Origin of the sequence: Pseudovibrio sp. Ad13 (assembly GCF_001623225.1) — a bacterium.
Classification (GTDB): domain Bacteria; phylum Pseudomonadota; class Alphaproteobacteria; order Rhizobiales; family Stappiaceae; genus Pseudovibrio.
On record NZ_LMCC01000006.1, the window covers coordinates 129,969 to 149,262 of the forward strand.

Genomic DNA, 19,294 nt, shown 5'->3' on the forward strand with positions numbered 1-19,294 from the left:
TCCGGCGTGATGACTATGCCGATGTGACAACAATGAAAGACAAAGGGTGTCGCCATGGACCTGAAGCTGAACAACCCAAGCCTGTTGCAATCCGGTGCATATATCGATGGTAGCTTTGTTTCGCGCCAGAAAACCTTTGCAGTCAACAACCCCTCTACAGGTGAACTGATTGCCAATGTTGCCGATTGCTCGCGCTCTGATGTGGTCGATGCGATCACCACCGCGAAGACTGCGCAAAAAGCATGGGGCAAGCGCACAGGCAAGGACCGCGCGCAGGTTCTAAGGCGCTGGTTCGACCTGCTGGTTGAAAATGCAGATGATCTTGCAACCATACTGACCGCAGAAATGGGGAAACCGGTTGCAGAAGCAAAAGGTGAGATCCTTTACGGTGCCAGCTTCATTGAATGGTTTTCGGAAGAAGCAAAGCGTATTTACGGCGACACTATTCCGGGCCATCAGGAAGACAAACGCATCATGGTGATTAAGCAGCCAGTCGGGGTTGTTGGAGCGATCACACCATGGAACTTTCCAAATGCAATGATCACCCGCAAAGCTGCGCCTGCACTGGCTGCTGGCTGTGCGATGATCGTAAAACCTGCTGCTGAGACACCTCTTTCCGCGCTTGCTTTGGCATTGCTGGCAGAACAAGCTGGCATTCCGAAAGGCGTGCTGAGCATCCTTCCATCAACGGATGCCGTTGCAGTCGGTGAAGAGCTGTGCACCAACGACATTGTTCAGAAGATCAGCTTCACTGGCTCCACAAATGTTGGCCGCATTCTCATGCGCCAAAGTGCTGACCAGATTAAGAAGCTCTCTCTGGAACTGGGCGGGAATGCACCGTTTATCGTGTTCAATGATGCAGATCTGGACAAGGCCGTTGAAGGTGCACTGATTTCCAAGTTCCGCAATGCCGGCCAAACCTGCGTTTGCTCCAACCGTATCTATGTACAGGATGGTGTTTACGACGCCTTCGCCAAAAAACTTGCGGATGCTGTTCGTAACCTGAGTGTTGGTGATGGCTTCCAATCCGGTGTGACCATCGGACCGCTCATCACAGAAGCTGCCGTTCAAAAGGTGGAATCCCACATCAAGAATGCACTTGAGAACGGCGCGAGAATTGTGTGCGGTGGTGAGCGCAGCGACAAAGGCGGCACCTTTTTTGAGCCAACCGTTCTTGCCAATGTGACCGGTGAGATGGACGTGGCAAGAGAAGAAACGTTCGGTCCGCTTGCTCCACTGTTCCGCTTCAAGGAAGTTGACGAAGCCATTGCAGCAGCGAACGATACCGAGTTCGGCCTAGCCTCTTACTTCTACAGCAATGATCTCTCCACGGTCTACAAAGTGGCGGAAGAGTTGGAGTACGGCATGGTAGGCGTCAACACCGGTCTGATCTCCACTGAAGTTGCACCATTTGGAGGCATCAAACAATCCGGACTTGGCCGCGAAGGCTCCAAGTACGGCATCGAAGATTATGTTGAGATGAAATACATCTGCATCAGCGTTTAAGAGAGAAAACAAGAATGTCTGACCGGTTTGAAATAGGCCTGAAACAGCGTAAATCCACCCTTGGCGCTGAGTACGTCGAGACCAACCTGGCAAAGGCGGACGACTTCAATCGTCCGTTTCAGGAAGCCATGACCGAATGGTGCTGGGGTTTCGGCTGGGGAGATGACGCTATCGATGCACCAACCCGCAGCCTGATGAATCTGGCCATGATCGGCGCACTCGGCAAAATGCACGAATGGGAATTGCACTGCAAAGGCGCACTGCGCAACGGCGTCACCAAAGAACAAATCCGCGCCGCCTGCCACATCGTCGCCATCTACGCCGGCGTCCCCGCCGGAGTAGAATGCTTCCGCAGCGCAAGAAAGGTACTGGAAGAGGCGGGTGAATTGTAGAGCCTCTGTTACTAAGAAGTCTTTTTTGGAGCCCTGCTGATGATATCGGCAGGGCTTTTTTGATTACGGCAAGCACTGGGCTTCAGTATTAGACTTGACCTTCCAGTCACTGGAAGGATTAGAATGTTGGATACTAAGTTGGGCAGTGCCAGAAGGAATAAGGAAAAGTGGTGCTGTTTTATTGGGCTTGGAGGGATTTGGTTGGGATGGTGAGTATCCCGGCGGTAGCAAAGCACCTTCAGGTCTGAATAGTGTTTGGTAAATCAGGACAGGACCGATGCGTCGTGGATACGCGGTTGTGGCTGGGCTTGCGATTGTGGCGAGTGTTTCTGCTGGGCTAGGGATCTTTGTTGGAAGTTCGATGGACTGGACTTCTGCTGGATCAGGCAGTGCTGAAAGTGAAGTTCTTTACTGGGTTGCACCAATGGACCCGAGTTTCCGGCGTGATGCACCTGGAAAATCTCCCATGGGGATGGATCTTGTTCCTGTTTATGCCGGGCAAGATGCTGAGCAATCTGGGAGTTCTGTTGTGTTGTCTCCAAATGTGATTAACAGCATCGGTGTACGCACGGCCACCGCCAGCGTTGAGCCTATCTCAGAGAAAATCGAAAGTGTTGGGTTTGTTGGCTATGACGAGCATCGTTCTAGCCAGGTTCACTTACGTACGGAGGGGTGGATCAAGAAGCTCAACATCCGTGCAATTGGTGATCCCGTTGAGAAGGGAGATTTGCTTTTCACTGTCTATGCGCCAGAGGTGACAGTTGCGAGTGCTGATCTGATCCGGGCCGTCCGCCGGAATGATAGGCAAACCGAGCAGAACATCCGAATCCAACTTCAGAATTACGGTATTGATGACACCCAGATTGATGAGATGGCTCGGGCGAATACTCCGGCCAGGGTCTTCAAGGTGTATGCTCCTCAATCCGGCGTGGTGACCACGTTGGAAGCGGCGGATGGCATGTATCTACAGCCGGATTCCATAGCACTTACCTTGTCTGATATGTCTTCTGTGTGGTTGATGGTGGATGTATTTGAGCAGGACATTGCCCGCCTGAGCAAAAACAGCGATGTGCTTACGAGCTTTGAGCATCTGCCCGGGCAAGTGCTTGAGGGCCGCATCGACTATATCTACCCGGAACTGGATGCGGTGACGCGCACACTGCCGGTCCGTCTGCATTTTGATAACTCAGAGGGTGTTCTACGTCCAAACATGTTTGGACGCGTAACCATCATCCCATCTGAAACGCGACGTGCATTGACAATTCCAGCCAGCGCGCTGATCCGCACAGGTTCATCTGATCGGGTTATCCTGCAAACTGAGGAGGGCACGTTTCAGCCACGCATGGTGACGCCGGGCCTGACGGGGCGTTTTGGAGGAGGAAGCAGGACCGAGATCTTACAAGGGCTTGAAGCAGGGGAAGAAGTCGTAACCTCCGCTCAGTTTCTGATTGATAGTGAGAGTTCACTCTCGGCGGGCATGGCCCGCATGTCTTCTGCGCAAGACGGTCCCATCTGGGTTAATGGCACAGTGACCAATTTCGATGCTGAGACAAACTCCGTCACCATTCGACATGATGCCATTGAGGAGTTGCAGTGGCCTGCGATGGAAACGACGTTTGCGGTCCGTGTAAACCTGAAGAACCACGCATTCCAATATGATAGGCCTATTGAGTTTGCTATCTCAAAGGGGTCTGACAAGCGCTTCAGCCTTGTCGATCTGCGAGATGTCAAAGATCAATCTTCAAAAACAGCACCTGCTGACACGGTGGGGGCCGATGAAAAATGATTGGCTCCATCATACGTGCATCCATCAGGAACCGCGTGATCGTGCTCATGGCCGCTGTGATGCTGACACTTGGTGGCATATGGGCGCTGAAAGAAACACCGGTTGATGCAATTCCGGATCTGTCTGATGTGCAGGTCATTATCAAAACCCCATATGACGGACAGGCCCCTCAGGTCATTGAGGATCAGGTAACCTATCCGATTGCCACAGCCATGCTGTCAGTGCCAGACGTGATCGACGTGCGGGGTTTCTCGTTTTATGGCGATTCCTACGTCTATGTGGTTTTTAAGGACGGTACGGACCTTTATTGGGCCAGAAGCCGGGTGCTGGAATACCTAGCGCAGGTTGGAGCCAAACTGCCTGAAGGCGTTACGCCAGAACTGGGGCCAGATGCGACAGGGGTTGGCTGGATTTTTCAGTACGCTTTGATTGACCGAAGCGGCCAACATGATCTGGCGCAGTTGCGCTCTTTACAGGACTGGTGGCTGAAGTACGAACTTCAAACTGTCAGCGGCGTATCGGAAGTGGCAACCATCGGCGGTATGGTTAAGCAGTATCAGGTGGTCGTCGACCCGAACAAACTGCGGGCCTATGGCGTGACATTGCCTGCTCTCATGAGCACGATCCAGAACGCGAACCGTGAGACCAGCGGCAGTGTGATTGAGATGGCAGAAGCGGAGTACATGGTCCGTGCAACCGGATACATCCAATCTATTGAGGATCTTGAGCAAATCCCGATCAAGGTGAATGAGCGTGGTGCAGCTCTCACCCTGAGCGATGTGGCAGATATCCGCCTTGGTCCGCAAATGCGCCGTGGTGTGGCTGACCTGAACGGCGAAGGCGACTCTGTTGGGGCCGTCGTCATTATGCGCTGGGGCGAAAACCCGCTGAGAACACTAGAAGGTGTGCATGCCAAGCTGGAGGAGCTGAAATCGAACCTGCCTGAAGGCGTGGAGATTGTGACCACCTATGACCGGGCTGGGGTGATTGAGCGAGCAATTGATAACCTGACCACCAAACTCTCTGAGGAGTTTCTGGTCGTGGTTTTGGTGTGTGCAGTGTTTCTTCTACATCTCAGGTCTTCGCTGGTCATTTTGATTTCGCTTCCTCTTGGCATTTTGACGGCACTACTGGTGATGCGTCTACAAGGGGTGAATGCGAACATCATGTCCCTTGGCGGGATCGCTATCGCTATTGGAGCGATGGTTGATGCGGCCATTGTGATGATTGAGGCCATGCATCGACGGCTTGAGAAGGAACCAAACCCCGATAAGAACCGCTGGAAGATTGTCGCCGAATGCTGTTCCGAGGTTGGACCAGCTCTGTTCTATTCACTGGCGATTATCACCATCAGCTTTCTGCCGGTGTTTGTGCTGGAAGCGCAGGAAGGTCGTCTGTTCAAGCCGCTTGCGTTCACCAAAACCTATGCCATGGCGGCTGCGTCTATTCTCAGCATCACGCTTGTGCCAGTGCTGATGGGATATTTCGTGCGAGGACGCATTCATCCTGAGGCCAAAAACCCGGTCAATCGATTGTGCATCGCTTTGTACCGGCCCGCGCTTGCAGGCGTTATTGCCTGGCCCAAAACAACGATCATTTTTGCGCTGGTTCTGGTTGCGTCCATTCTTGTGCCGCTGAACCGGATTGGGTCTGAGTTCATGCCGGAGTTGAAGGAAGGTGACTTTCTTTACATGCCGTCGCTGTACACCGGTGTTTCTATAGGTAAGGCGCGTGAGGTGCTTCAGCAGACGGACCGTATGATCATGCAGGTGCCTGAGGTAAAGACCATTCACGGCAAACTTGGACGCGCTGAAACAGCAACAGATCCAGCTCCACTGACCATGTTTGAGACCACCATTCAGCTCAAACCGCAAGATCAGTGGCGTGAAGGGATGACACTTGAAAAGATCCGTCAGGAGCTGGACAAGTCAGTTCAGGTTCCGGGCCTTACAAACGTCTGGATCCAACCGATCAAGAACCGCATTGATATGCTTGCAACTGGTATGAAAACACCTGTCGGCGTCAAAGTGTCGGGGCCGGACTTACAGGTCATTCAAGACATTGCAGTGAAGATTGAAGGCCTCGTGAAAGGCGTTGACGGGACGCTGTCCTCTTACGCAGAGCGACCAAGAGGTGCGCGCTTCATTGAAATCGACATCGATCGGAATGCAGCCGCTCGCTACATGCTGAATATCAAGGATGTTCAGGATGTGGTGCAAACCGCGATTGGTGGAATGGATATTGCTGAAAGCGTTGAGGGTTTGGAGCGATACCCCATCAATCTGCGCTATCCTCAGGATTGGAGAAGTAGCCCGGATCAACTTGAGAAACTCCCTGTTGTGACACCATCAGGTGCGCATATTCCGCTTGGAGCTGTCTCTGATATCAACATTGTTGACGGCCCCGGTATGATCCGCTCAGAGAATGCGCGACCAACAGGTTTTGTTTTCATTGATATCGAGGGACGAGACCTTGGCGGTTATGTCAACGAAGCACAAGAACTGGTCGCTTCCGAAGTTAAAATCCCTGCTGGCTACTCGATCACATGGTCAGGACAGTATGAGTATATCGAGCGTGTTCAGGAACGCTTACAGTTGGTTGCGCCAGTAACATTGTTGATCATTACCCTGATGCTTTTCCTTGCATTCAACCGCGTGGGTGAAGTGGCAATCATTCTGACGTCTCTGCCAGTCGCGCTGACAGGCGGTGTTTGGTTTGTTTACGCTCTGGGGTTTGACTTGTCGGTTGCCGTACTGGTCGGCTTCATTGCCCTGGCAGGCGTGGCTGTCGAAACAGCCATCGTGATGTTGTTGTACCTGAACCTTTCCTGGGACAAGCGCGTGGCGTTTGCCAGGAAAGAACACAAGGTCCTCACCGCAAAAGATATCCTTGATGCCGTTGTCGAGGGTGCCCTGTTACGATTGCGGCCAAAAGTGATGACCGTGGCAACCATCTTTGCCGGGTTGATACCGATCATGCTGGGCAGTGCAACAGGCTCAGAGATCATGAAACGGATTGCAGCCCCAATGGTTGGCGGCATGATCACCGCAACACTGCTGACACTCTTCGTTATTCCGGCAATTTATGTGCTTTGGAAGAGAGCCCGACTATCTGCCTTGAATAAAATCACCGCAGAAGAAGCCAGTGAAAGTCTGGAGAAAACAAAGACTAAGTGATGTTTCGCTGTCATTTACCTGATGGCCAAAGTCTTTTCATTTTCCTGATGATTTTAGTCTTGACCTTCCAGTCGCTGGAACCCTTAGGGTGCCTTCAATAGACAATGAAATGGTGAAATTATGTCCCACAGTTCAACACTGAAAATGCAAGTCGAAGGCATGAATTGTGCGTCTTGCGTCGGTCGTGTCGAGAAAGCACTCAAGAGTATTTCGGGTGTGGCGAACGCCTCTGTCAATCTTGCAACAGAAAGCGTACAGGTCAATTACGATGAGACCCTCACGCCGCAAGATGTGGCCGATGCGCTTCAGAAAGCTGGCTATCCAGCGCTCACAGAAAGCATCACCTTTGGTGTTGGGAACCTGAACTGCGCGTCTTGTGTGGGACGAGCTGAAAAGGCTTTGCGAGCCGGAAATAGTGTTCTGGAAGCCAATGTTAATCTGGCAACAGAAAGTGCGACAGTGCATTACGCAGTGGGGGCGATAACACCCTCCGCGATTGCTGAACTGGTCACCTCAGCAGGGTATCCTGCTACATTGGACAAGACCGAGCCTGCGGAAGCGGCTCACCGCAAAACAGATGAAATCCGTCTGCTCAAGAGCAAGGTGTTGCTCGCTGCCGTGCTGGCACTTCCAGTTTTTCTTATCGAAATGGGAAGTCACTTCATTCCCGGCGTCCATATGCTTGTTGAGAATTCTCTTGGTTTGCAAAACAGTTATTACCTGCAGTTCGTCCTGACGACTGTTGTGCTCTTTGGACCTGGCCGACATTTCTACACCAAGGGCTTCCCGTCGCTCTTAAAAGGTGCGCCGGATATGAACTCTTTGGTCGCGCTTGGGACCTCCGCCGCTTATGTATTCTCTCTCGTTTCAACTTTTACGCCGCAGTTGCTCCCGGCGGGAACCGTAAACGTCTATTACGAGGCCGCAGCTGTAATTGTCGTCCTCATCTTGCTAGGCCGCTTTCTGGAGGCACGCGCCAAAGGCAGAACTGGCGAGGCGATCCAGAAACTCGTTGGCATGCAGGCTAAAACCGCGCGTGTTGAGCGCGATGGCGTGGCGACAGAAGTCCCGATTGAAGAGATCATTGTGGGTGATGTCATTCAGGTGCGCCCAGGTGAGAAGATCGCCGTGGATGGTGCCGTTGTCTCAGGTTCTTCCTTCGTGGATGAGAGCATGATTACAGGTGAGCCAATTCCGGTTGAAAAGGCCTCTGGTGACGATGTTGTCGGCGCAACAATCAACGGCACAGGTGCCTTAAGCGTGCGTGCAAGCAAAGTTGGCAATGATACCGTTCTCTCCCAGATCATTCAGATGGTGGAACAGGCTCAGGGTGCCAAGCTGCCAATTCAGGGATTGGTCGACAAAATCACGTCGTGGTTTGTGCCAGCCGTGATTACTATTGCGATCCTCACCGTTGCTGTGTGGTTCCTGTTTGGTCCCGATCCCGCGCTTAGTCTTGCTTTGGTCGCGGGTGTTGCTGTGCTTATCATCGCTTGCCCATGTGCCATGGGGCTTGCAACGCCAACCTCCATTATGGTTGGTACAGGTCGCGCAGCCGAACTTGGCGTCCTGTTCCGCAAAGGCGATGCGTTGCAGATGCTTCAGGAAACCAAGGTGGTTGCCTTGGACAAGACCGGCACGCTCACTGCCGGACATCCGGAACTGACAGATATTATCCTGCATGAAGGTTTTGAGGAGGAAGATGTTCTGCGATTGGTCGCAGCAGTTGAGCAAAGCTCCGAACACCCCATTGCAAAGGCGATTGTGCAGGCCGTCGAAGAGCGTGGCATTGCACTTCCAAAACCAGAGAGCTTTAACTCTCTGACCGGATTTGGCGTCAGCGCAGTTGTGCAGGGGCACGATGTTCTGGTTGGTGCAGATCGGTTGATGGACCGTGAAGGTATTGCACTGGAACAGCTTTCTGTTGATGCAACCGTACTTGCAACTAGAGGAAAAACCCCGCTTTACGTCGCTATTGATGGAAAAATTGCAGCGGTAATTGCAGTTGCTGACCCAATCAAGAAGACAACTCCAGATGCGATCAAGTCCCTTCATGGGCTTGGTTTGAAAGTTGTGATGATCACAGGTGATAACCAGAAGACGGCCAATGCCATTGCAGCCGAACTTGGTATCGACAGCGTGGTTGCTGAAGTTCTGCCTGACGGCAAAGTCCGTGCGCTGGAAGACTTGCGTAAGAACGCTTCCGGTAAACTGGCCTTCGTAGGCGATGGCATCAATGATGCGCCTGCTTTGGCAGCAGCAGACGTTGGTATTGCCATTGGAACTGGCACTGATGTGGCAATTGAAGCTGCGGATGTCGTTCTGATGGCAGGAGACCTGAACGGTGTGGTCAATGCGTTCCACATCAGCCAGCAAACCATGCGTAACATCCGCCAGAACCTGTTCTGGGCATTCAGTTACAATACACTGCTGATCCCGGTTGCTGCTGGCGTGTTATATCCATTCGGTGGCCCGCTTCTGTCTCCTGTTCTGGCAGCTGGTGCTATGGCACTTTCAAGCGTGTTTGTCTTAACCAACGCTTTGCGGTTACGCTGGATCAAAGCGACAACAGCCCACTAAAAGGGATGGAACGACGATGAATATTGGTGAAGTAGCAGAACGCTCCGGCATCCCGACCAAGACCATCCGTTATTACGAGGATATCGGCTTTCTTCATCCCAAACGGAATGAAAATGGGTACCGGATCTTTGAAGAAACAGAGCTGCACAAGCTGACATTCATCGGCCGCGCTCGTTCACTCGGGTTCAACATCGAAGAGTGCCGGGCCTTGCTGGCACTCTATGAAGACAAAGAGCGCGGCAGTTCTGACGTCAAAAAGATCGCGCAACAACACGTCAAAGAGATCGAAGCCAAAATCGCCGACCTCATCGCCATGCGCGACACACTCACCCACCTCATAACCGCCTGCGCCGGCGATCACCGCCCCGACTGCCCAATCCTGGATAATTTGAGTAACGGGAAGGGGGAGCCGCGGTGATCAGGAAATCGTGACCACAGGCCTGGACATTTTCATCCAATTCTTATGGACAGCTCAGCCTTTCTTATGACAACCTCTTGATAGATCAACTAGTTAAAGGGTGGCATTGTGCTTCTGAATACTCCTGTTTGTGACTTTGGTTGGAAGGCGCCGGATTTTGCGCTTAAGGACCCTCATGGAAATAGTTTCACCATGTCGGAATGTATTGGTGAAAAGGGGCTCCTGCTTGCGTTTGTTTGCAACCATTGTCCTTATGTGCAGGCGATTGGAGATCGGTTGGCGGCAGATACCAGCTTGCTCATCTCTGAAGGCTTTGGGGTTTTAGCAGTGATGTCCAATGACTATCACTCTGTTCCCGCAGATGCTCCGCGTAAGATGAAAGACTTTTCGCAATTGTATGACTTTGAATTTCCTTATCTGGTTGATGAAAACCAAACAGTAGGAAAGAGATATGGTGCAGTTTGCACGCCAGACTTCTTTGGTCTCAACAGCAAAAGTGAGCTACAATATCGTGGCCGCTTAGATGATGCAGGATTTAACGACCCGACCGGACGCAAAACTGAGCTTTTGGACGCTATGCAGTTAATTGCTGAAACAGGTCGAGGACCTGAAAAACAGATCCCAAGCATGGGATGTTCGATCAAGTGGTCAAATTAGTTCCATAAGGTTGGTTCTGCGAAACTGGGTGTTTGGTTGCATGGAACATCTGCGTTTTAAGATGTGTGGCTATTATTGAAGTGTTCGTTAGTGTGGGTTGCATGTATCGATTGATACAGCGGAGGTCGTCTCCCTGATTTATGCAAGTGGTGTGTCCATTTTTTGAAAGACAGGCCATTGCCCAGCACCAGTATTGTATCTCAGCCGATTTCTCCGATCCTTCATACACTTGTTGAGGCTGAAACCGCCGCGCAAAATGAGTCGGTTAAGCTCTATACATCTGATAAAGGCTCCTCCCTTGGTGTTGAAACGCAAGAGCAGTTTCTGAGTTTCAAGGGAAACCGGGAGCAGCAGCTTGAGCAGCTTCGAAAGGAGCTGCCGCGAGAGACGCTGAAATCGCCCTTACTGAATGGCACTGCTGCGTTAAAAACAGTCTCAGAGCCTCTCCCTAAATCATATGACTGGGTTGGGGAACCTGTAGTGGGAGATGCGCCAGATCTTTCGACATTGAAGCCAAATATTACTGAGAAGTTTGCAGAGGGTGAGAGCCATATCTCAACTTATACGACAGCAGATGGTCACAATCTTGTCGGCAAAATTGAGAGAACTGTCGCCGCCGGGCACCTGAAGGCTGAACTGAGTGCTTATAAGACAATCTATGAAAATGCAGGCGAGCACCCAAACCTAGGGAAAGCTTATGGGATGGCCTCGGTACCCTACGGTAGTTTGGTCAAAGAAGCCTTGGTGATGGATGAAGTTGTTGGCGATCGTGGCAGTGTCACCATGCGCAAATTGAATCAAGCGTGGAAGGCAGGGGATATCTCCAGCGCGCAATATTGGGGCAGTGTTCAATACATCGGGCAGAAACTGTTGGATGTTACCGGTCATATCAGTAAGGCTGGTTTAGTTCACAATGACATCAAACCAGACAATTATGTTGTGAGCGCAGAAACTGGTGAGCCTGTAATAATTGACCTTGGTTTACACTCCAAAGCTGGAGAGACAGCTAAAGGGTTTACCGAAGACTATAAAGCCCCTGAGGTACACCCGAGACATCCCCAAACTTCTGAAAAGAGCGATGTGTTTTCAGTTGGTGCGACCTTGCTTTCTGGTGTTGAACAAGGCCTTCGTGATCAGAACCACATGCCAAATGCTGGATTATGGCATTCAACGAAAATTAGCAGGGATGTTGAAGGAAACGCAGTTAAGATCCCGGGGCTCGCGGCGGTTGAAACAGATTATTCCCGCTTTATGGACGGACTACAGAACACCATCAATCAGCGACCTGATGCCGCTGAAGCAGGTTCTCTTTCTTTCATCCAGGATAGTCTGATTGAGGAAGGTGAAGCCCGATCTGTATTGAAAGATGTGGTTTCAAATCCGAAATATGATGGTCAGGGTGTGCGTTCTGAGCGACAAGTGACCGAAAAAGACATTCGAAACTCTTTTGGTGATGTGCGTAACGTCTTGGTGCAGCGTGCAAAAAATGAATCGCAAGGCGATGCTGCGTTTGCGATTATCGAGCTGGGTAAGCAATGTAAAACGGTCATCAGAGCTGAAAAACAGGGCGATGCAGACAGTTCTGTCCTTGGGAGGCTACGTGAACTGGTTTCTAAGACATATCAAACACTCTCTCAGTTCTCTGCTCATCACAATACAAATGCGCGAAAGTCTGAAGCCTATGAGGTTTCGAGGATTCTATCGCATGAAGTTTCTGAGTTTGAGCAGCTTGATCCTCAGTTGATGACAGAGCCCAAACTAAAGAATTTGCATGAGCTGGAGCTGCTGGAGACCCGCCTTTCCGCCGTTTTAGACTTAACTATTCCTGCTGGCAAGCAGTCTACAATGCCGCCAGACGATGTGTTGGTGAGCCTTTATTATTTGACTGGTAAACAGATTGAAGTGCGAGATGCTATTTCTCAGCTAAAAGAAAGCCAGGCAAAAATAGAAGCGTATCAGCAAGCTCATAGCGAGCAGGATCTCTCTTGGTTACCTGTGGCAGAAGATGCCTTGCAAACTTTTGAGGCGACGCACCCGCGAGTTGTAAGCAGCTGGGGTCATGAAGCTGAATTGCATGCCAAAGTTAATTCAGAAAATGCGCAAAAGGCTTGGGAGAAAGTTGAACATCTGCAGCCTGAGCTGGAACGTTTGTCTGAAGACTTGAAATCTGTGCTCTCTTTGCTTGGCCCGGGTCCCTACCCGACAGATCGCTTGGGCGCTTTGAGAGAGGACTATTCTCAGAAACTGGGCACTGTCGATACGTTGCTTCGTTTAGAACGAGAGTGGGTGATCTAGCATAATACTGCAAATAAAGATTGTGCTGCAGTGGGTGACTGCCAGAAGCAGATAGGCTTAAACAACAAAAGAGCCTGCGGTGGTCGCAGGCTCTTTCTTCAGCGTGATTATTGTTTTTGTTAGCTGACTGCGATGCCGGGGAAGATGATCAGCAGGGCGACGGCTACGATCTGGATCATGATGAATGGCAGTAATGCTCTGAAAATCTCGCCCAGACTTATATCGGGTGGCGCCACACTCTTCAGGTAGAAGGCCGCGGGTCCGAACGGTGGTGACAGGAAGCTGACCTGCATGTTCATGGCAAAGACAACGCCGAACCAGATTGGATCGTAACCAAGCTGTGAGACGATTGGCACGAAGATCGGCATGGTAAGCAGTGCGATGCCAACCCAATCCAGGAACATGCCAAGCACGAACAGGATGAGCATCATGAACAGGATCACGACGGTTGGATCGTCGGAGATACCTGTGATCAGTGCCTGAACAAAGCGGATACCACCCATCAAGTTGAACACGCCGACCAGTGCAGAGGCCCCTACTCCAATCCAAACGATCATACCAACAGTTGATAAGGTCTGCTTAGCTGCCCCCATGATGAGCTTGACTGAAAATTCGCGGCGGATGATGGTTGAGATGGTTACGCCGAGCACACCAATGGCAGAAGCCTCGGTCACACTCGCGATACCGCCATAAATGGAGCCGAGAACGAACACCACAACGAGGATCGGGAGAAACAAGCCTTTCAGGAGGCGCATTTTTTCCGCGATTGGGATCTCGCCAGCTTCTGGAATTGGCGCGACTTCAGGGTTGGAATAGGCGCGGATCAGAATATAGGCGGCGTACATGCCTGCAAGCATGAGGCCTGGGAAGAACGCTGCCGTGAACAGATCGCCGATAGAGACACTCGCTGTCAGACCATAGATGATCAGCACGATGGATGGCGGGATCATTGTACCCAGTGCACCACCTGCACAGCACACGCCAATGGCGAGTTTACGGTCGTAGCCGAGGCGCAGCATCTGCGGTAGTGCGATGACGCCAAGCAGAACAACTTCACCGCCAATGATGCCGGACATGGCGGCCAGAACAACAGCCACGAGAAGCGTCTGAATGGCGATACCACCACGCAGACGCCCGCCAACGAGGCGCATGGCGTCAAACAGGTCCTTGGCTATGCCCGATCGATCCAGGATCGCAGCCATGAGCACGAACATGGGAACGGAGACGAAAACGAAGGAGTTCACGAAGCTGAAGATGCGGCTGACGATCAGCGGCACGGCGCCCGGGCCGAACCAGCCCAGTGCGAAAATGAGAGCAACAAGCAGTGTGACGAAAGCAAGAGGCATGCCCGTCAGCAGCAGCAGAAGCAATGAGCCGAACATCAGAACCGTAGCCAGCTCGATGCCCAGAGCTTTAAAATCCGGGATCAGGACGAGTAAATCGGTCATTTTTTCTTAGCGTAGTTGACGGCCAGAATTGCAAATTGCAGGCACATGAGAATAAGGATACCAAGCAGGAACAGCTTTAGCAGACCTGGTGTTGGCGGGTTCCATGCAGAGCCGGAGGTCTCCAGACGGAAATCACCGGCGGGTGTCCAGATTGCGCGTTTTACAACGAGCCAGCCTGCCCAGGAGAACAAGGCGCTGGCGAGTGCACAGGCAATGGAGATAGCAACGTTGAAGACACGCCGAAGCTCGGGAGAGAGTGCATCGTAAATCAGAACCACACGGATGTGTTTGTTCGTCGATGCACAGTAAAGACCACCAAAAAGGAATGTTGTCGCCGTCAGGAAGATGACGGTTTCGTGGGCCCAAATGGTTGGTGAATTAAACAGATACCGCATAGCGACTTCAAAAATCAGAATTGCCGCAGACGATACGATTGCAAGTGAAAAGAGTGCGCTGAGTTTTGCTATTATGCGCCCGAACAGCCCCGCTTCAGGTATGGCTCTTTGGCCAGCGTCTTTTTCTTCGTGATCTGACATTCACCCTGCCTCCCCGCTAGGTACCGAACCGTCGGGGAACTTGACGGTTCGGTATGTTTCACGCGATTTAAATCAGCTTACTGAGCAAGCAGACCTTGCTCTTTCAGGTAAGCGGACAGTACCGCGTAAACGCGTTTTGCGTTATCAGACTTCTCAGCAACTTTCTCCCACTGAGAACGTGCAATTGCACGGAACTTAGCGCGTTCTTCTGCAGACCAGTTGTGAACGGTGATGTTTGGATCTGCAATAGCTTCTGCTACTGCAACAGCATCACGCATAGACAGCTGAGCAGTCATGTCACGTGCGAAGTCACGAACAGACATTTCCATGATAGCCTGAATGTCGGCTGGCATGCTGTCCCATGTTTCTTTGTTCATGGAAACTTCAACCAATGGCATGGAGTGGAAGCCTGGGTACACCGGATGACCTGCTACAGCATGCATGCCCTGCTGATGGTTGGTTGAGAACACAGTGTAGTCAGCTGCGTCGATCACGCCTTTATCCAGCGCGGTGAATACTTCAGAACCTGGCAGGTTCACAGGTGCTGCGCCTGCAGCAGCGAATACGTTCTGTACCAGACCTTCTGGTGCGCGCATTTTCAGACCCTTCAGGTCATCAACGCCGTCCAGAGGAACCTTGGAGATGAATGCTTCAAGACCAGGAGTGGTCGCACCAATGAACTGAAGACCATATGGGTTCAGCAGTTCGTTCATCAGCTGCTTGCCGCCGCCATACTCCATGAAGTTGAGCATTTCGGATGGAGAACCGTATGCACCAACCGGGTTTGCGATCAGACCGAAGGCTGCATCTTTACCGGTGAAGTAAGAGGTGTCAGTGATGTGACCGTCAATGATGCCTGCTGCAACAGCGTCCTGAGTTTCAGTGTGCTGAACGATTGTGCCAACTGGCAGCATTTCAACATTAACGCGGTCGTTGGTAAGAACGCCAACACGTGCTGCCCAAGCCTGCTGAAGTTCAAAGTTTGGGTTACCAGCCGGGTCAGAAGACTGGAAACGCAGAGAATAATCTGCTGCAAGTGCCGTTGTGGCGGTGGATGCTGCAATGACTGCTGCAGCTGCAAATTTCAAAAACTTCATACTCACAGTACCTCCCTGAAGAGTATTCGATATTGGCGGCCTTAGGCCACAGTTTCCGGCATGATCTGACGCAAAATTTGATTGATGATGTCAGTTTTAGCGCCACTCACGTCGACGTCGATGTGCAGCTCGTCCAAAGACGGAGGCTGCAAAATTTCTAACTGGCTGTCCAGCAGCTCAAGTGGCATGAAATGATCCTGCCGATTGAGCATTCTTTCGCGAATGATATCTTTTGATCCTGAAAGGAAGATAAAACAGGCATGAGGCAAATAAGTGCGGATGATGTCACGGTAAGACCGCTTAAGGGCGGAACACGCAACAACAACAGCAGGTGTTGCTTCTTGTTTGTTTAAGTCAACGATCGCTTGCGAAAGATCATTCAGCCAAGGTCGGCGCATATCATCCGTTAGCGGATGCCCCCGACCCATTGCTTCAATATTGCCTTCAGGATGAAAATCATCGGCCTCGACATAGGTCGCCGGTAAACACGTAGCCAAAGCGCGTGCCACTGAAGTTTTGCCGACGCCACAAACACCCATGACGACAAATACTGATTTTTTATAGTCTTCCACGGCCCTAATTTTCCTCCTAAGAGAATTTGATCATAAATGATTGCGCAATCATTTTGCAAGAGGTATCTGAAATATCTACAAAGGCGCTCAGGAATAGGGAGAATTTTTTGATGCCAAAACCAACGCTTGTAGATGTTGGACGAGAAGCTGGCGTTAGCGCAATCACAGTTTCCCGCGCACTTCGCTCACCGGAAAAGGTGTCTGAGGCATTGCGTGCGAAAGTTGAAATTGCTGTGAAAAAACTTGGCTATGTGCCAAACCAGTCTGCTTCTACTCTTGCGTCAAATAAGTCCAGCTCCATCGTGGTTATGGTCCCTTCCATCTCCAACAACGTGTTCACTGATGTGCTTGGCGGAATCAGCGATGCGTTGCACGGATCGCGCTTTAATATGCAGATCGGTTACACCAATTATGACTCGCAGGAAGAAGAACGCATCCTGCGATCATTCCTGAACCCTACTCCCTCCGGCGTGATTATTTCTGGTCTTGAGCAAACTGACGAAACCAGGCAAATGCTTGAGAATGCAGGCGTTCCTGTTGTGCAGATTATGGACATCAGCCCGAAACCCATCGATATGATTGTTGGTTTCTCACATGATCAGGCCGCAGAAACGGCGACGCAACATCTGATCGATTCGGGTTACAAAAATATTGGCTTCATTGGTGCACAAATGGACCCGCGCTCTCTGAAACGTCTGGCTGGCTTCAAAAAAGCAATCAAAGGCAATGGCGAGTTACGTGAGCAGTGCATTGCGGTGACAAACGAGCCTTCCAACGTGCGGTTGGGCGCAACCCTGCTGGATAAGCTCACCTTGCAGTTTCCCGAGTGCGACGCAGTTTTTTGCAACAACGATGACTTGTCTGTGGGTGTGCTGTTTGAATGTCAGCGACGTGGCATCAACGTTCCTGAAGAGCTTGGCATTTGCGGTTTTAATGATCTGGGCATCTCATCAGAAACCGTCCCAAGCATCACCTCGGTGACCACTCCGCTGCGAGAGATCGGTCGTCTTGCTGGCGCGATGGTGATTGGCGAGGATGGTGCACCTTCAACTCAGATTGTTGATTTGAGCTACACAATCTCTGCACGCGAGAGCACGAAAAGAACGTAAGCCAGAGTGGTTACTCTGGCTTTTAAATCAGTGGTAGTGTTTGCAGCGAGATGTTTTGCCAAGACCCGGATTGAAGCTGTTTGTCGGGTCTATGGACTTATAGAACTCGACCAGATCCGGTTTCGCTTTATAGATGTGTCCGACATTGTGTTCCGCCGGATATTCCGCGCCGCGTGTGTCTAAAATCTCAAGCATCTCTTGCTTGAGGGCAGCTACATCCACGCCCTTTTTCACGATGTAATCCTGATGCAGCACATGGCACATGAAGTGGCCGTAATAGAGCCGGTGGATCAGCTTTTCTTCGATATGTGCGGGTAATTGCTCAAACCAGCTGCGATCATCCCGGCGCAATGCGATGTCCAGCGCGAGGATGTCTTCCGCAGCATCTTCGTGCACTGCTTTGTAACGGATTGCAGCACCTGCCGCAGCAAAGCGGTGAAGCGCAGCCATCTTGCCCTCCTTCGCATCACAGGCGAAAAAGTCACCTGAGCGAGATGCAAAGAAATCCTTCAGGAAGGCGCCCGCCTCATCAATGCCCTCGTCGCTCATCTTAAGGATGAGATGGTGTTCATAATCTCTGCGATACTGAGACATGCGTTTTGGCAGAACATCCGGCCAAACCTTCGCAAGCACTTGCATGAAGCGGTCCGTCAGGTTCTTTGGGAGGAAGCTGATCTTGTTCAGATACGCATCCACCGCCCCCTTCAGAGCAAAGAAAGTTGGCAGTCGATCTGTACCGAGGTGGTTGATCATGACGACGGTGTCTTTGCCGTACTTCTCTGAGATGTCATAGGCTTCGCGGTGCATGTACTCCGCTGAAACCGGAAGGCTCTCAAAGTGTGACAGGATATGGCGGCGCAGTTCAGTCAGTTCTGCCGGATCATTGGTGCCGATGTAAAAAGTCTTTTCAGCACCCGCTTTGGGGAACGTATCCAGACGAACAGCAAATACGCCAAGCTTACCTGCGCAGCCGCTGGCCTCATAAAGACGGCGTTTATCCGCATTAAAACGCGCTGGTGTGGCAGCATCCACATCGCGAACACGGCTGTGGTATTCGCTGTCTGATGCCTTCTGGTTGGTGCCCTTCACATCCGCTGGAACGTAATTGCCACTTTCCAGATTGCTCAGAATCTCCTCAGCTGAGTTGCCAAGTTCAATACCAAGATGGTTGACGAGAACCAGTTCGCCATCCGCATTGAGCTGAGCGAATAAAGAAAGCTCGGTGTAAGACGGGCCGCGCTCAATGAGCGATCCGCCAGAATTATTGCATACACCGCCAATGATGGAGGCACCAATGCAGGACGAGCCGATCACTGAATGTGGCTGGCGGCCCAGTGGAGCCAGCATTTTCTCCAGATCAAACAAAGTAGAGCCGGGAAAACTGATGATTTGCTTACCGTCGTCCAGAGCCTGAATCTGTGTCATCCGGTTGGTGTTGATGAGCACCACATCGCGCTCATACGTCCCCTTTGGCGTTGAGCCCTCAGTCAGTCCGGTATTCGCGGCTTGCATGATGACGATCTTGTCTGCCGCAACACAGGCTTCCAGCACCTTCCATTGCTCCAACAGTGTACCGGGACGCACAACTGCAATCGCCTCCCCTTCTCCAGAGCGGAACCCTTTACGGAACCGCTCTGTCTTTTTTGGGTCGCTGAGAACATGGCGAGTGCCAACGATACTCTCAAATTGCTTGATCAGGTCTGCGTTGTTCATCTCGGCATC

Annotated in this window: 14 protein-coding genes; 9 read left to right on the forward strand and 5 right to left on the reverse strand. The window is 51.5% G+C overall.

Going from position 1 to position 19,294, the window contains the following annotated elements; translation table 11 throughout:
- The first annotated feature begins 54 nt into the window (after positions 1 to 54).
- The 8 genes from PsAD13_RS09935 to PsAD13_RS09970 all read left to right on the forward strand — a co-directional run bounded on the left by PsAD13_RS09935 (position 55) and on the right by PsAD13_RS09970 (position 12,810).
- Complete coding sequence (locus PsAD13_RS09935) at positions 55 to 1,506, forward strand: NAD-dependent succinate-semialdehyde dehydrogenase (protein WP_063318037.1); 1,452 nt, start codon at positions 55 to 57, stop codon at positions 1,504 to 1,506.
- Between the two features lie 14 nt (positions 1,507 to 1,520).
- Positions 1,521 to 1,898 (forward strand): carboxymuconolactone decarboxylase family protein, encoded by a 378-nt coding sequence (locus PsAD13_RS09940; protein ID WP_057464612.1) that lies wholly within the window; start codon positions 1,521 to 1,523, stop codon positions 1,896 to 1,898.
- 277 nt (positions 1,899 to 2,175) lie between these two features.
- On the forward strand, positions 2,176 to 3,684 hold the full coding sequence (locus PsAD13_RS09945) for an efflux RND transporter periplasmic adaptor subunit (RefSeq protein ID WP_063318038.1): 1,509 nt from the start codon (positions 2,176 to 2,178) through the stop codon (positions 3,682 to 3,684).
- A complete protein-coding gene (locus PsAD13_RS09950; RefSeq protein WP_063318039.1) occupies positions 3,681 to 6,860 on the forward strand; it encodes an efflux RND transporter permease subunit in 3,180 nt (1,059 codons plus the stop codon). The genes PsAD13_RS09945 and PsAD13_RS09950 overlap by 4 nt, the downstream gene beginning before the upstream one ends.
- 120 nt (positions 6,861 to 6,980) lie before the next feature.
- Positions 6,981 to 9,440 (forward strand): heavy metal translocating P-type ATPase, encoded by a 2,460-nt coding sequence (locus PsAD13_RS09955; RefSeq protein WP_208986518.1) that lies wholly within the window; start codon positions 6,981 to 6,983, stop codon positions 9,438 to 9,440.
- Between the two features lie 16 nt (positions 9,441 to 9,456).
- The gene (gene cueR / locus PsAD13_RS09960; RefSeq protein WP_063292212.1) at positions 9,457 to 9,858 is read left to right on the forward strand and encodes a Cu(I)-responsive transcriptional regulator; all 402 of its coding nucleotides are present in this window, start codon (positions 9,457 to 9,459) and stop codon (positions 9,856 to 9,858) included.
- Between the two features lie 108 nt (positions 9,859 to 9,966).
- The gene (locus PsAD13_RS09965) at positions 9,967 to 10,515 is read left to right on the forward strand and encodes a thioredoxin family protein (protein ID WP_063318040.1); all 549 of its coding nucleotides are present in this window, start codon (positions 9,967 to 9,969) and stop codon (positions 10,513 to 10,515) included.
- A 177-nt stretch (positions 10,516 to 10,692) separates the two neighbouring features.
- Positions 10,693 to 12,810, forward strand: a complete 2,118-nt coding sequence (locus PsAD13_RS09970; RefSeq protein ID WP_063318041.1) for a hypothetical protein — start codon at positions 10,693 to 10,695, stop codon at positions 12,808 to 12,810.
- Positions 12,811 to 12,929: 119 nt separating this feature from the next.
- On the opposite strand, the gene PsAD13_RS09975 is transcribed toward PsAD13_RS09970, so the two are convergent.
- The 4 genes from PsAD13_RS09975 to PsAD13_RS09990 all read right to left on the reverse strand — a co-directional run bounded on the left by PsAD13_RS09975 (position 12,930) and on the right by PsAD13_RS09990 (position 16,463).
- Entirely contained in the window at positions 12,930 to 14,258 is a 1,329-nt protein-coding gene (locus PsAD13_RS09975; RefSeq protein ID WP_057462465.1) for a TRAP transporter large permease subunit, read from the reverse strand.
- Complete coding sequence (locus PsAD13_RS09980) at positions 14,255 to 14,794, reverse strand: TRAP transporter small permease (RefSeq protein WP_063287755.1); 540 nt, start codon at positions 14,792 to 14,794, stop codon at positions 14,255 to 14,257. The genes PsAD13_RS09975 and PsAD13_RS09980 overlap by 4 nt, the downstream gene beginning before the upstream one ends.
- 77 nt (positions 14,795 to 14,871) lie before the next feature.
- The gene (locus tag PsAD13_RS09985; RefSeq protein WP_063287756.1) at positions 14,872 to 15,891 is read right to left on the reverse strand and encodes a TRAP transporter substrate-binding protein; all 1,020 of its coding nucleotides are present in this window, start codon (positions 15,889 to 15,891) and stop codon (positions 14,872 to 14,874) included.
- A gap of 41 nt (positions 15,892 to 15,932) precedes the next feature.
- The gene (locus tag PsAD13_RS09990; protein ID WP_063318042.1) at positions 15,933 to 16,463 is read right to left on the reverse strand and encodes a gluconokinase; all 531 of its coding nucleotides are present in this window, start codon (positions 16,461 to 16,463) and stop codon (positions 15,933 to 15,935) included.
- A gap of 110 nt (positions 16,464 to 16,573) precedes the next feature.
- Between PsAD13_RS09990 and PsAD13_RS09995 the strand changes: the two genes are divergently transcribed.
- Positions 16,574 to 17,572: a LacI family DNA-binding transcriptional regulator gene (locus tag PsAD13_RS09995; protein ID WP_063318043.1), complete on the forward strand. Its 999-nt coding sequence runs from the start codon at positions 16,574 to 16,576 to the stop codon at positions 17,570 to 17,572.
- A 27-nt stretch (positions 17,573 to 17,599) separates the two neighbouring features.
- Here PsAD13_RS09995 and dld read toward each other — a convergent pair whose 3' ends face one another.
- Positions 17,600 to 19,285: a D-lactate dehydrogenase gene (dld, locus tag PsAD13_RS10000; protein WP_063318044.1), complete on the reverse strand. Its 1,686-nt coding sequence runs from the start codon at positions 19,283 to 19,285 to the stop codon at positions 17,600 to 17,602.
- Positions 19,286 to 19,294 lie beyond the last annotated feature (9 nt).

What these genes read in the sequence shown, in the direction of transcription:
- PsAD13_RS09935 (WP_063318037.1), top strand. Translation starts at nt 55, where the DNA reads ATGGACCTGAAGCTGAACAACCCAAGCCTGTTGCAATCCGGTGCATAT.
- PsAD13_RS09940 (WP_057464612.1), top strand. Translation starts at nt 1,521, where the DNA reads ATGTCTGACCGGTTTGAAATAGGCCTGAAACAGCGTAAATCCACCCTT.
- PsAD13_RS09945 (WP_063318038.1), top strand. Translation starts at nt 2,176, where the DNA reads ATGCGTCGTGGATACGCGGTTGTGGCTGGGCTTGCGATTGTGGCGAGT.
- PsAD13_RS09950 (WP_063318039.1), top strand. Translation starts at nt 3,681, where the DNA reads ATGATTGGCTCCATCATACGTGCATCCATCAGGAACCGCGTGATCGTG.
- PsAD13_RS09955 (WP_208986518.1), top strand. Translation starts at nt 6,981, where the DNA reads ATGTCCCACAGTTCAACACTGAAAATGCAAGTCGAAGGCATGAATTGT.
- cueR (WP_063292212.1), top strand. Translation starts at nt 9,457, where the DNA reads ATGAATATTGGTGAAGTAGCAGAACGCTCCGGCATCCCGACCAAGACC.
- PsAD13_RS09975 (WP_057462465.1), bottom strand. Translation starts at nt 14,258, where the DNA reads ATGACCGATTTACTCGTCCTGATCCCGGATTTTAAAGCTCTGGGCATC.
- PsAD13_RS09980 (WP_063287755.1), bottom strand. Translation starts at nt 14,794, where the DNA reads ATGTCAGATCACGAAGAAAAAGACGCTGGCCAAAGAGCCATACCTGAA.
- PsAD13_RS09985 (WP_063287756.1), bottom strand. Translation starts at nt 15,891, where the DNA reads ATGAAGTTTTTGAAATTTGCAGCTGCAGCAGTCATTGCAGCATCCACC.
- PsAD13_RS09995 (WP_063318043.1), top strand. Translation starts at nt 16,574, where the DNA reads ATGCCAAAACCAACGCTTGTAGATGTTGGACGAGAAGCTGGCGTTAGC.
- dld (WP_063318044.1), bottom strand. Translation starts at nt 19,285, where the DNA reads ATGAACAACGCAGACCTGATCAAGCAATTTGAGAGTATCGTTGGCACT.